The 12,381-nt window shown below is 64.4% G+C and carries 10 protein-coding genes; 4 read left to right on the plus strand and 6 right to left on the minus strand.

The genetic code is table 11. From position 1 onward, the window contains the following. Nucleotides 1–5 precede the first annotated feature (5 nt). The gene (locus Q0718_RS06170) at nucleotides 6–950 is read left to right on the plus strand and encodes an acetyl-CoA carboxylase carboxyltransferase subunit alpha (protein WP_298915066.1); all 945 of its coding nucleotides are present in this window, start codon (nucleotides 6–8) and stop codon (nucleotides 948–950) included. 91 nt (nucleotides 951–1,041) lie between these two features. Here the strand turns inward: Q0718_RS06170 and Q0718_RS06175 are convergent, their stop codons facing one another. Further along, the gene (locus tag Q0718_RS06175) at nucleotides 1,042–1,776 is read right to left on the minus strand and encodes a TorF family putative porin (RefSeq protein WP_298915068.1); all 735 of its coding nucleotides are present in this window, start codon (nucleotides 1,774–1,776) and stop codon (nucleotides 1,042–1,044) included. Nucleotides 1,777–1,961: 185 nt separating this feature from the next. Next, nucleotides 1,962–4,742 (minus strand): preprotein translocase subunit SecA, encoded by a 2,781-nt coding sequence (gene secA / locus Q0718_RS06180; RefSeq protein ID WP_366523837.1) that lies wholly within the window; start codon nucleotides 4,740–4,742, stop codon nucleotides 1,962–1,964. A 148-nt stretch (nucleotides 4,743–4,890) separates the two neighbouring features. Between secA and Q0718_RS06185 the strand changes: the two genes are divergently transcribed. The 3 genes from Q0718_RS06185 to Q0718_RS06195 are packed head-to-tail and all read left to right on the plus strand — an operon-like array spanning nucleotide 4,891 to nucleotide 7,543. Further along, on the plus strand, nucleotides 4,891–5,856 hold the full coding sequence (locus Q0718_RS06185) for a peptidylprolyl isomerase (protein WP_298915072.1): 966 nt from the start codon (nucleotides 4,891–4,893) through the stop codon (nucleotides 5,854–5,856). Further along, the gene (argJ, locus tag Q0718_RS06190; RefSeq protein ID WP_298915074.1) at nucleotides 5,853–7,091 is read left to right on the plus strand and encodes a bifunctional glutamate N-acetyltransferase/amino-acid acetyltransferase ArgJ; all 1,239 of its coding nucleotides are present in this window, start codon (nucleotides 5,853–5,855) and stop codon (nucleotides 7,089–7,091) included. Before Q0718_RS06185 ends, argJ begins: the two co-directional genes overlap by 4 nt. Next, a complete protein-coding gene (locus Q0718_RS06195; RefSeq protein WP_298915076.1) occupies nucleotides 7,088–7,543 on the plus strand; it encodes a (deoxy)nucleoside triphosphate pyrophosphohydrolase in 456 nt (151 codons plus the stop codon). The genes argJ and Q0718_RS06195 overlap by 4 nt, the downstream gene beginning before the upstream one ends. 17 nt (nucleotides 7,544–7,560) lie before the next feature. Here Q0718_RS06195 and Q0718_RS06200 read toward each other — a convergent pair whose 3' ends face one another. The 4 genes from Q0718_RS06200 to Q0718_RS06215 form a co-directional block, all read right to left on the minus strand. Beyond that, a complete protein-coding gene (locus tag Q0718_RS06200; protein ID WP_298915078.1) occupies nucleotides 7,561–7,809 on the minus strand; it encodes a GlsB/YeaQ/YmgE family stress response membrane protein in 249 nt (82 codons plus the stop codon). Between the two features lie 66 nt (nucleotides 7,810–7,875). Next, nucleotides 7,876–8,550 (minus strand): ligase-associated DNA damage response endonuclease PdeM, encoded by a 675-nt coding sequence (gene pdeM / locus Q0718_RS06205; RefSeq protein ID WP_298915080.1) that lies wholly within the window; start codon nucleotides 8,548–8,550, stop codon nucleotides 7,876–7,878. Beyond that, the gene (locus Q0718_RS06210; protein WP_298915503.1) at nucleotides 8,537–11,125 is read right to left on the minus strand and encodes a ligase-associated DNA damage response DEXH box helicase; all 2,589 of its coding nucleotides are present in this window, start codon (nucleotides 11,123–11,125) and stop codon (nucleotides 8,537–8,539) included. Before Q0718_RS06210 ends, pdeM begins: the two co-directional genes overlap by 14 nt. A 533-nt stretch (nucleotides 11,126–11,658) precedes the next feature. Beyond that, nucleotides 11,659–12,366, minus strand: a complete 708-nt coding sequence (locus Q0718_RS06215; protein ID WP_298915082.1) for a response regulator transcription factor — start codon at nucleotides 12,364–12,366, stop codon at nucleotides 11,659–11,661. Nucleotides 12,367–12,381 lie beyond the last annotated feature (15 nt).

Here is a 12,381-nt window from a genome sequence, read left to right on the forward strand (position 1 = left end):
CCCGAATGTCCCGGACCTATCTCGATTTCGAACGCAGCGTGGCGGAACTCGACAAGCAGGCGGACGCGCTGGCTGAATCCGACCCGACCGCGGCGAAGGAGATCGGCGGACGCGCGGCGAAGGAGCTCAAGAAGCTCTATGCCAAGCTGGGCCCATGGGAGAAGGCGCACGTCGCCCGCCATCCCGGTCGCCCGCATTTCAGCGATTACGTCGCGCAGCTTGTCACGGACTTCACGCCGTTGGCCGGGGACCGGCAGTTCGGCGACGACCATGCCCTGCTCGGCGGTCCGGGCAAACTGGGCGGGCGTTCCGTGATCGTCATGGGACACGAGAAGGGCAAGGATCTCGATACCCGACTGAAACACAATTTCGGCATGGCGCGGCCCGAAGGCTACCGCAAGGCGGTGCGCCTGATGGATCTGGCCGAACGGTTCCGCCTGCCGGTCGTCAGTTTCGTGGATACGGCGGGGGCCTATCCGGGCCGGGGTGCCGAAGAGCGCGGACAGGCCGAAGCCATTGCGCGGTCCATCGACCGCGGCCTGTCCCTGTCCGTGCCGTTCGTCTCCGTCATCACCGGAGAAGGGGGCTCGGGCGGGGCGGTGGCCATCGCGACGGCCGACCATGTGCTGATGCTAGAACATTCCGTCTATTCGGTGATCTCGCCCGAAGGCTGCGCCTCGATTCTGTGGCGCGACGGCGCGCGTGCCGAGGATGCGGCCAAGGCGATGAAGATCACGGCGCAGGACCTGAAACGGCTGGGCGTGATCGACGGCATCGTCAAGGAGCCGGTCGGCGGCGCCCACCGCGCGCCGGAAGAGGCCGTCAAACGGGTCGGCAAGATGATCCTTTCCCGGCTGGAAGAATTGTCGGCGCTCGATCCGCAAGCGCTGAGAGAGCGCCGCCGCGGGAAATTCCTCGACATCGGCCGGACGCTTCCCGGCGCGAAATAGGCGCGGCGCGAAATAGGATGTGGACGGAAAAAATGATCCGGTCGGGCGAACCGTCCGGCCCGTCCCTTCCGTCTGCCCTTGGAAGAGACCTCTAGAAGCGGGTCGAAATTCCCGTTCCGAACCAGAGCAGTTCGTCGCGCCGGTTCAGCGCGTTGAAGTCCAGCGCGTTCTCGGAATTGACCGTATAGTTCGCCCCGACATAGACGGAGGCCGCCTCCGTGATCGCGTGGCTGAGCGCGGCGGTCGCCGTCGCCCATTCGTAGGAGGTGCCGTCGCCGTCCACGAGCCCGACCGTCAGGCCGAAATCCACGGCGTTTTTCTCATCGAACCCAGTCTTGTGGCCGATCGCGCCTTCCAGTGTGAAGTTTTCCAGCGTAAAATCGTAATAGGCGGCGACGGACGGGGCGAACATGACGTCGCCGAAGCCGAGCGCAGCGGACACTTCGTACGATCCAGCTGCGCCGTCTTCGGTTTCCAGCAGGTCGCCGCTTTGCGGATAGTGATAGTAGGTCACACCGAGATCGAGTGAGATCGAGCCGTCCAGCGGAACGCTGTAGCCGCCATAGAAGTCGATTTCGTCGGCAGCAGCCTGCGAGCCTTCGCCGACGCCGGTCGAGGCCCAGATGCCGCCGGTGAAACCGCCGGACGAGATTTCCACGTAAGGCTGGATCGAATCGGCACCCAGGCTGGCGCCGCGAAAGACATAGTCGGTGACGTAGTCGAGGCCGACGGACCAGCCGACATCATCGGCCTGCGCATCCGACGGCACGGACATCAGCGCGGCAGCGGCAGACAAGGTGCCGGCTAAAAGTTGGAATGGTTTCATGACGGGCTCCCTGCTCAAGTCTTTGCCGACTTAAAGGCATCGCCCGGTTGGAAAGCGAACTTCACAAGACATCGACCCGACGCCGTATGAGACACGCCTGTTAAATGTGCATTAAGTTAAGCGTCTTGCCCGATTGAGTGCGCACCCGACGCAAGCGGCGACGGCGCATGAGCGGTCGCGCTGCGTCAGACCACCTTGCCGTGGCACTGCTTGACCTTCTTGCCCGACCCACATGGACAAGGGGCGTTGCGCGACAGTTTCGCCAGCTCGTTCGGTTGCAAGGCGGGACTGTTGTCCGCACCGCTCCGGGCCTGGACTTCGGCCACGCCGGCGGCCGCGCCCATCAGTTCCATGGGCGACCGAGCGGGTGCGCCTGCAGGCGAGGTTGCGGTTTGCGCCTTCAGTCGTTCCGTGCCTTGCCGTGCCGCTTCCATGGCGTCGGCCTGCCGTTGCTGGCTTTGCTGGGCCTGTTGCTGCTGGCGTTGGACCTGCGTGTTGAGCAGCAGGCGGAACATCGCCGCCGTCACGTCTTCGCGCAGACTGATGAGCAGCTTGTCGAACAGGGTGAAGGCTTCGGACTTGTATTCGTTGAGCGGATCGCGCTGGCCGTAGGCGCGCATGCCGATCACGGATTTCAGCGCATCGAGCTGCTGCAGATGTTCGCGCCAGTTGCGGTCGATGACCTGCAGCAGAACTTGCTTTTCCACGCGATGCATCTCGTCTTCCGGAATGCCGGCCGAAAGTTCGGTCGCGACCCGGTCGGCGGCTTCCTTGAACCGTGCCAGCATTTCTTCGTCGGCAATGCCTTCCTCGGCCGCCCATTCGCCAAACGGGAATTCGATGTTCATCGCCTGGCGCGCCGCATCCGTCAAACCGGTGATGTCCCACTGCTCGGCATAGGCCTTCTTGGGCACATGTTTTTCGATCAGGTCTTCGCACAGCTGATGGCGGAAGTCCTGGATGACGTCCGACACGTCGTCGTCGGTCATGAATTCCATGCGCTGTTCGAAGATGGTCTTGCGCTGGTCGTTCATCACGTCGTCGAACTTCAGGAGGTTCTTGCGGATGTCGAAGTTGCGGGCTTCGACCTTGCCTTGCGCGCGCTCCACCGCCTTGGACATGAAGCGGTTGGTCAGCTCCTCGCCTTCCTCCCAGCCCATCTTGCCCATCATGGATTTCAGCCGCTCGCCGCCGAAGATGCGCATCAGGTCGTCCTCGGTCGACAGATAGAACTTCGACGTGCCCGGATCGCCCTGGCGGCCGGTCCGGCCGCGCAACTGATTGTCGATGCGGCGGCTTTCATGCCGTTCCGTGCCCAGCACATAGAGGCCGCCGGCTTCCAGGGCGGTCTTCTTCAGGGCCGCGACTTCGCTGCGGACGTTTTCCGCGATGCGCTCGCGTTCGGCCTCATCCTCGACGCCTTCGGTCTCGGCTTCGATCCGCATGTCCGGATTGCCGCCCAGCTGGATGTCCGTGCCGCGTCCCGCCATGTTGGTGGCGATGGTCACGGCCCCCGGCACACCGGCCTGGGCGACGATCTCGGCTTCCTGCTCGTGGTGGCGGGCGTTCAGCACGCGATGCTCCACGTCCTTCTCGGACAGGAAGCGCGACAGCTTCTCGGATTTCTCGATCGAGACCGTGCCGACCAGCATGGGCTGGCCTTTCTTCTTGGCCTCCGCGATCTCGTCCACGATGGCGGCGAACTTCTCGTCCTCGGTGCGGTAGATGACATCGTCGATGTCGATGCGCTGAATCGGGCGGTTGGTCGGGATGACCAGAACGTCGAGCTTGTAGATCTCGGCGAATTCGCCCGCTTCGGTCTCCGCCGTGCCGGTCATGCCGGACAGTTTCTCGTAGAGGCGGAAATAGTTCTGCAGCGTCACGCTCGCCATGGTCTGGTTCTCGGCCTGGATGTCGACGCCTTCCTTGGCCTCGATCGCCTGGTGCAGACCTTCGGACAGGCGGCGGCCCTGCATCATCCGGCCGGTGAATTCGTCGATCAGCACCACTTCGCCGTCCTTGACGATATAGTCCTTGTTGGCGGTGTAGAGGCGGTGCGCCTTGAGCGCCTGATTGGCGTGATGGACGATGGTGACGTTCTCGATGTCGTAGAGGCTCTCGCCTTCCAGCAACTCGCGCTCGCGCAGTATCTGTTCCAGCTGCTCGTTGCCTTCCTCGTTGAAGGTGGCGGACCGGGCCTTTTCATCGACCTCGTAGCCTGTCTCCGGGATCAGCGGGATGATCCCGTCCAGCGTGCGGTACAATTCGGCCCGATCTTCGGTCGGCCCGGAAATGATCAGCGGCGTGCGCGCCTCGTCGATCAGGATGGAATCGATCTCGTCGATGATGGCGTAGACATGGCCGCGCTGGCTCATCTCGTCCGTGGACAGCTTCATGTTGTCGCGCAGGTAATCGAAGCCGTATTCGTTGTTGGTGCCGTAGGTGATGTCGGCGGCGTAGGCGGCCTTGCGGCCCGGTCCGTAGGGATCGTGATTGTTCACGCAATCGACCGTGATTCCGAGAAAGTTGTAGATCTGCCCCATCCATTCCGCGTCGCGCCGGGCCAGATAGTCGTTGACCGTCACGATGTGGACGCCGCGGCCCGTCAAAGCATTCAGGTAGGCTGCCAAGGTCGAGACCAGCGTCTTGCCTTCGCCGGTGCGCATCTCCGCGATTTCGCCGCGGTGCAGCGTGATGCCGCCGATCAGCTGCACGTCGTAATGGCGCTGGCCGAGCGTGCGTTTGGCCGCTTCGCGCACTGTGGCGAACGCTTCTTCCAACAGGCTGTCCAAAGTTTCGCCTTTTTGCAGCCGTTCGCGGAACAGCACCGTCTGGTGCTTGAGATCCGCGTCGCTCATCGCCTCCATTCGGGGCTCCAGCGCGTTTATGCGTGTCACGATGGGGCGGAGCTTCTTGAGCTTGCGGTCGTTCTCCGAGCCGAAAAGCGTCTTGGCGATGCCGAGCATGAGGCGGTCCTTGAAGGCGTCAGGAAAGGCTCGTCGGAAAATCACGTTGCCGTCCAGGCGGCGAGCCGTTTTTGCTTTGGCGTGACTTAGGAACGGCCCTCCCTTAAGTCAACGAAGCGGGGCAGGATGAATCGAAAGGAATAGGTAGATGAACGGTCGTTTTGCCGGTCGAGCGGCGCAATGGATGGGGGCAAGCGCCCTGATGTCCGTCTTGCTGGTGGCCTTGGCGGCCTGTTCGCCGCCCAGCGCGCCCATGGACGGCGCGGAGGCGAAGCTGGACCGTGCAGGCGACGTGGTCGTCGCGCGCGTCGAAGGCACGCCGATCTACCGCACGGATGTGCGCCGCGCGGCCCAGGCGCAAGGGCTGATCGGTGAAGACGACCCGCTCACGACCGGCGATCCCGTCTTCACCGTGGCCGTGAACGAACTGATCGACCAGCGCCTGCTGTCGCTCGATGCGGTGCGGACCGGGGTGGCGCAGACGCAGGAAGTCCAGCGACGGCTCGCCTCCGCGCGCGAACGCATACTGGGCAATTACCGGGTCGAAGCCCATCTGGACGAGACCGTGACCGACGCGGCCGTGCGCAAGCTCTACGACGCCCAGCGCGAACTGGCCGGCCAGGGCGAGGAACGCCGCATCCGCCAGATCGTGGTCGGGAACGAAGCGCTGGCCACGGACATCGTCCGCCGCCTCAATGACGAGGAAGATTTTGAGCAATTGGCGCGCGAGCATTCGACCGATGCGGAGTCTCGCGAGGCGGGCGGAGAACGCGGCTGGGTCAGCCGTAAGGTGCTGCCGGAGGAGGTCGCCGACGCGGCTTTCTCCGCACCGGTCGGCGGCCGGTCCGGCCCGGTCCGTTCGGGCGAGGACTGGGTCGTGCTGGAAGTGCTGGACACGCGCACGCCCAATTCGCGCTCCTTCGAGCAGACCCGCGAGGAAATCGCCCGCTTCATGACGTTCGAGGCGGTCGAAGCGCTGGTCTCCCGGCTGCGCGACCGGGCCGATGTGGAGCGGCTCTACGAGAACATGGCTGACGACGTTGCGGATGCCGAAGAAACGGCTCCGGAAGAGACGGCTCCCGTCGATGCTGGTGAGGCGACCGACGGCGAATGAGCGACATCGTCAGCCCGTTCGCGCCGGACGCTTTCCCGGACCTGCCGCCTGTTGCCGGTTTCACCATGGCAACGGCCGAAGCCGGCGTGAAATATCGCGGCCGGAGAGACCTCTGGGTGTTGCGCGGCGACCCGGGGACGCAGATTGCGGGCGTGTTCACGCAGAACCGCTGTCCCGGCGCGCCGGTGGACTGGTCGCGCGCCGCGCTGGACGCACCGACGCACGGTCCGCGCCTCGTCGTCGTCAACAGCGGAACGGCCAACGTGTTCACGGGGCAAGCCGGGAAGGATGCCGTGCTGGAGACGGCAAAAGGTGCGGCGGACGCGTTCGGTGCCGAAGCCGAGGCCGTCCAGGTCGCCTCGACCGGCGTGATCGGCGTCGCGCTGGACGCCTCCAAATTGGTCGCGCAGTTCCCGGACATGGCAGGACGTATGCGTCCCGACGGCTGGGAGGCGGCGGCGCGTGCCATCATGACGACCGACACCTATCCCAAGGGCGCGACCCAGACCGCGCTGATCGGCGACACGGTCGTCACGCTCAACGGCATCGCCAAGGGATCGGGCATGATCGCGCCGGACATGGCGACCATGCTGGCCTATGTCGCGACCGATGCGGACCTGCCGCAAGACGTGCTCCAGGCGCTGCTGGCGGACTATACCGGCCCCACCTTCAATGCCGTGACGGTCGACAGCGACACCTCCACGTCGGATACGATGCTCCTGCTGGCGAGCGGACAGGCGGAGCATCCGCGCGTCCTGGGCGCCGACGATCCCGTCCTGGCCGCGTTCCGGCTGGCGCTGCGGGCCGTGATGCACGACCTCGCCCAGCAGATCGTGCGCGACGGGGAGGGCATCTCCAAGCTGATGACGGTTCAGGTCACCGGTGCCGTGTCGGACGACAGCGCCGCGACCATCGCCAAGTCGGTCGCCAATTCGCCGCTGGTCAAGACGGCTGTGGCGGGCGAAGACGCCAATTGGGGCCGCATCGTCATGGCGGTCGGCAAGGCGGGCGAACCGGCCGAGCGCGATCGGTTGAGCATCCATGTCGGCCCGCACCGGTTGGCGAGGCAGGGACAGCCCGATCCGGACTACCGCGAGGAACTGGGCGCGAGCTATATGCGGAATTCCGAGATCGAATTCTCCATCGACCTCGGGCTGGGCGACGGTGCGGCGACCGTCTGGGCGTCGGACCTGACGCACCGCTATATCGACATCAATGCGGATTACCGCTCGTGAACGACAAAGCCGCCTCGGGGAGGTTTCGCGGGCCCGTCGTCTGGGTCGCCGCCTGCGCGCTGATCGATGCGGATGGCCGTGTGCTGGTCACGCAGCGGCCCCCCGGCAAGGATCATGCGGGATTGTGGGAATTTCCCGGCGGCAAGATCGAACCGGGAGAGCGGCCCGAAGAGACGATCGTGCGCGAACTCCATGAGGAACTGTCCGTCGAGCCCTGTCTCGACTGCCTGGAGCCGCTCACCTTCGCCAGCCACGCCTACGACACGTTCCAGCTCGTCATGCCGACCTATGTCTGTCGCCAATGGGACGGGGTGGTCCGCCCGACCGAAGGCCAGGCGACCAAATGGGGCTGGGCGGCGGACATCGCCCGCTTGCCGCTCGTGCCGGCCGACATACCACTCGCCCAGCAGCTGGCGGCGCGCCTGCCCAAGGGGCGGCGTTTCCTGACGTGACTCGTTTCCTAACGTGATTAGCGCCGCGTGACCGCCGCCCAGACCAGGCTGACCAGCACGGCGCCGACGGTCGCCCCGATCCAGCCTGCGAACTCGCCTTCAGTGTAGAGGCCCAACATCTCGCCGATATAGGTGAAGGCGAAGGCGCCCGCGATACCGGTCAGGATGGTGCCGAAGAAGCCGCGCGGTTCCTTGCTCTTGCTCAACAGCAATTTCGCGAGAAAGCCCGCGACAGCGCCCAGTATGATGAGACCGAATATGCTCATGGAGATGTCCTTTCATTCCCGATGTGACTGCCCCCTAGCGCACCAGCCCGCCCTTGAAAACGGCGATCAGCCCGCCAGCGCGACCACGCTCTTTCCGGTCGTCGCGAAATAAGCGCGGGCGCCCGGCAGTTCGTCCGCGATGGCCGGGTGACGCACGTCCAGCCCGCCTGTGAACGTCCCGAAACTCGGCATGATGATGCGCTCCCGGCTGACGGCCCAGCACGGGGCAGGGACGTTCGCCCGCCGCGTGGAGATCCGCACTTTGGGGTGCAGGTGACCACAGACATTCACGCCGTCGTTTTTCAAGGGCGCCGTCGGGAGGTGCGTCAGCAGGAAGCCGCCACATTCGATGTGATCCTCCTGGTCGCCGTCCAAGCCGTCCGGAATGTCCGGATCGTGATTTCCCAGTATCCAAGTGAAGCGGGGCACGCGCGCGACCAGCGCGTTCATCGCCGCGAGGTCGGCCGCACTCATCCGCTCGCCCGCTTTCGTGTCGTGGAAACTGTCGCCCAGCGCCGCGACATGTCTGGGCCGGAACGTCTCGACCAGGGCGCAGAGCCGTTCCAGCGTGTCGGGTGTGTCGTAAGTCGGCAGCGGTGCGTGGCCGATCGCCTGCAGATAGCTGCCCTTCTCGAAGTGCAGGTCCGCGACCAGCAGCGTTTCGCAATCCGGCAGGAACGCTCCCTTGCGGTGGTCGAAGACGATGGGGCCGCAACGCGCGGCGAATTCAAGCCGCTCCACGGGCGCCTGCCGAACCGGCGGAGGCGTGCTCCACTCCCGCGTCTTCCGATAGCGATGTCCCCCGCCTGTCCACATAATCCCTCACCTGATCCAGCAGGCTGTCGCCGATCCCGTTCATGTAATCCTGAACGTGGCTGCCGGCTCTTTGCCCGGCTTCGGCGACCAGCCTGTTTTGCGCGTCGCCGCGAATCTGTTCGCGTCCGACCTGCATCATGGCGGGGATAGACAGGGGGCTGGCATGGGGCAAAGTGCGAAATACAGTGTCGTGCCGCACATCGTGCAGAAAGCCGCGCAGCCGCTCGACGTCCAGCAGGTCGCCCTCCGCTTCCTGCCGCGCGATCCGCAGCAGGATATGATCCGGTTCGTATTTCAGCAGCACGTCATAGATCAGGTCGGTCGAAAACGTCACTTGCTTCATCGTGCGCTGCTGACCCGGCAGGCGCTGCTCGGTCAGTCCGGCTATGGTCGCGATCTTGCGGAAGGACCGTTTGATCATCGGCGAATTGACGATCCAGTCGTCCAGATCGTCCTCCAGGATATCGGCATCGAGCAATCCATCGAGGCTGTTGACGGGTTCCAGCGATGTGATGGTCAGCGCGTAGTCGGTGATGGTGAAATTGATCGGCGCCAGACCGCGCTTCTCCATCCGTTTGGTCAGCAGGAAGCCCAGCGCATTGTTGACCTTGCGCCCCTCGAAGGTGTGGACCAGCAGGATGTGGTCGTTGCGGTCGAAGAAGCTCTCGACCAACAGGCCGCTCTTGCCGGGTAGGTTAGAAAACAGCGATTGCAGCGTCAGCCATTGCTCCACCTGGTCGGGCAAGCGGTGCCATTGGCCCGGATCGGCCACCACCGCGCGCACCCCTTCCGCCAGATAGCTCGACAGCGGCATCATCCCGCCCGCATAGGCCGGGATCTTGGGCCGCGCCTTCGGCGCCGGAACGGCTTCCACCGCCATTTCGCGAATGCCTTCATAGCGCAGCGTTTCGCCCGCAAAGGCAAACGTGTCGCCTCGGTTGAGGTTCATCACGAAGCGTTCCTCGATCTCGCCGACGACGCGGCCGCGCTTGGATTTGGGCGAGGGGATGCGCCGAACCTTCAGCTTGGCATATTCGACGATGGTGCCGATATTCATGCGGTGGCGGCGCGCTTGCGGCTGGCTGGCGATGGTGTAGCCGCGAGAGGTTTTCTTCAGGCGACGGAACCGCTCATAGCTTTTCAGCGCGTAGCCTCCGTCCACGGCAAAGGAAAGGATCGCGTCGAAGTCGGCCTTCTTCAGATCGCGGTACGGCCAGGCCGAACGGATTTCCTGGAGCGCCTCACGCTTCTTCAACGGCCCGCCGCAAGCGCGGTTGACCAGATATTGCACCACCACATCCATCGATCCGGCGGAATAGTCCTCGCCGTCGCGGTGGCCGTCCTTGATGGCCTGGATGGCGACGTCGCATTCGACCACTTCCAGCGGGTTGGTCGGGACCAGAATGGCCTTGGACGCTTCGTCGATGCGATGATTGCTTCGTCCGATCCGTTGCAACAGGCGCGACACGCCTTTGGGCGCGCCGACCTGGACGATCACATCCACATCGCCCCAGTCGATGCCCATTTCCAATGCGGAGGTCGACACGACCGCCCGCATCTGGCCGGAGGATATGAGCGCCTCCGTCTTCTGCCGCCGGTCGCGCGCGAGGCTGCCGTGATAGACCCCGATGGGCAGGCCGTCCTCGTTGACCTCCCACAGCTGCTGGAACAGCACTTCGGCCTGGGCGCGCGTATTGACGAAGACGATGGAGGTGCGGTGGTCGCGGATGATCTCGTAAATGTCCCGGACCGCAAAACGCGGGCTGTGGCCACCCAGCGGAAAGCGTCCTTCCGGCTCGATGATCGTGACCAGCGGCGGCGTGTCGCCCGACACTTCGATCCGGTCCGCCGGCCGCCCCGTCGGGCCGAGCCAGGCGGCGGCCTTGTCGGGCTGGGCGACCGTGGCGGACAGGCCGAAGCGGACGTGATCCAGCGCGAGGCTTTTCAGCCGCGCCAGCGCCAGTGCCGTGAAATCGCCGCGCTTACCCGTCGTGAAGCTGTGCATCTCGTCGATCACGACGCATCGCAGCGACGCGAAATAGTCGGGCGCATTGTCATAGGACAGCAGCAGCATCAGGCTTTCGGGCGTGGTCAGCAACAGATCCGGCGGTTTGGTCTGCTGGCGCTTGCGCTGATAGGTCTTGGTGTCGCCTGTTCGAACGCCGATCTCGATGGGCAGGTCCAAGTCGCTCACAGGCCGCATGAGATTGCGTTCGATATCGTTGGTCAGCGCGCGCAGCGGGCTGATGTAGAGCGTGTGCAGGGCGTGCGGGGCGTCCTTGGGTTTGTCGGCCAGGTCGCACAGAGACGGCAGGAATCCCGCCAGCGTCTTCCCGCCTCCGGTCGGCGCGATCAGCAGCGTATCGGTTCCGCTTGCAAACCGCTCCACCATGGTCCGCTGATAGTCGCGGATGGTCCAGCCCTGATCCTCGAACCAAGCGTCGATGCGATCCGGAATCAGGCCCGGGTTTCGGGCGGTCTGTCTGTCGGGGATCGGCATCACCCTGTTGATACGTGCCAGAGGCCGGACTCGCTCCGAATCGCCGGGCTGCAAATGATAAAAGGTTGATATGTGTCTCGCCCGGGTCGTGTGTTTCGGTCTCGGGCATGGACCGGTTTGCGCGCACCCCTTTCGGCACCATCGGACATCGGGCCATGACGGGGTTGTCGCATCTTGTTCGTGTCGGGCGACACGAGGCGCGCGCCCTTCCCCGTGACGGGGAAGGGAAACAACACGTCTTGGACACAAAGGCGAAAAGCCGCGCGGAGAGTCCAGCCCGACGCCGCCTGGTGTGTGACACATCGCTTGAAGTCCGCGGCTTCCTTTCGTTCACAGGATTATTTGATAAAGTTACTGACTACCCTCAATCCGGGCAGGGACGCGATTGCGCGGTCCCATGGGGGTCCATCACGGGGTGGCTGGGCTGGCCGGAATAGTTGGGAGATGGAGTCCGGGTCGAGCCCGGGATGAGGTGGGGGCGCGCGGACAGGACGCTGTTTAGGCTTGCGGGCCCCAAACCTATCGGCTGGAGCTCATTCGTGCGCCAAGCTGTAGCCGCCCGCTTCCGTCAGCAGGATCGACGCCTGGCCCTTCACCGGTTCGATCTTCTGGCGCAGACGGTAGACATGGGTTTCCAGCGTATGGGTGGTGACGCCGGAATTGTAGCCCCAGACCTCTTCGAGCAACTCGTCCCGCCCGACCGGCTTGCCGCCGGCGCGGTAGAGATATTTCAGGATGTTGGTCTCCTTCTCCGTCAGGCGGATGTCGCGCACGGTTTTGCCGTCTTCGGGCTGCGGCGGGGTCAGGCGCTTGGCGGACGGCTTGAAGGTGTAGGGGCCGATGCGGAAGGTCGCGTCCTCGGATTGCTCGAAGCTGCGCAGATGCGCCCGGATACGTGCGATCAGGACGGAGAGGCGGAACGGCTTGGTGACATAGTCGTTGGCGCCGCTGTTCAGGCCGAGGATTTCGCTGGCCTCGCCCGTATTGCCCGTCAGCATGATGATCGGCGCGGCGACGCCGTGCTTGCGCATCACGGCGCACGCGTCGGTTCCTTGCATGTCCGGCAGGTCGATATCGAGCACGATGGCGTCGAAATTGCCGGTCTCAGCGGCTTGTATGCCGTCGGTCGCATTGGCCACGGAGATGGTCTCGAATTCATCGAAAAAGGCGAATTGGGAGGTCAGCTCCTCGCGCAGCGCGTCGTCGTCGTCGACAATTAGAATACGTTTTTTCACAGACATGGCGGCGTCTCTAGA

This window comes from uncultured Algimonas sp. (assembly GCF_947498175.1).
Classification (GTDB): Bacteria; Pseudomonadota; Alphaproteobacteria; order Caulobacterales; family Maricaulaceae; genus Litorimonas.

Bases quoted from the DNA above. Each gene is read 5' to 3' on its own strand.
- Q0718_RS06170 (WP_298915066.1), top strand. From the start codon at position 6: ATGTCCCGGACCTATCTCGATTTCGAACGCAGCGTGGCGGAACTCGAC.
- Q0718_RS06175 (WP_298915068.1), bottom strand. From the start codon at position 1,776: ATGAAACCATTCCAACTTTTAGCCGGCACCTTGTCTGCCGCTGCCGCG.
- secA (WP_366523837.1), bottom strand. From the start codon at position 4,742: ATGCTCGGCATCGCCAAGACGCTTTTCGGCTCGGAGAACGACCGCAAG.
- Q0718_RS06185 (WP_298915072.1), top strand. From the start codon at position 4,891: ATGAACGGTCGTTTTGCCGGTCGAGCGGCGCAATGGATGGGGGCAAGC.
- argJ (WP_298915074.1), top strand. From the start codon at position 5,853: ATGAGCGACATCGTCAGCCCGTTCGCGCCGGACGCTTTCCCGGACCTG.
- Q0718_RS06200 (WP_298915078.1), bottom strand. From the start codon at position 7,809: ATGAGCATATTCGGTCTCATCATACTGGGCGCTGTCGCGGGCTTTCTC.
- Q0718_RS06210 (WP_298915503.1), bottom strand. From the start codon at position 11,125: ATGCCGATCCCCGACAGACAGACCGCCCGAAACCCGGGCCTGATTCCG.
- Q0718_RS06215 (WP_298915082.1), bottom strand. From the start codon at position 12,366: ATGTCTGTGAAAAAACGTATTCTAATTGTCGACGACGACGACGCGCTG.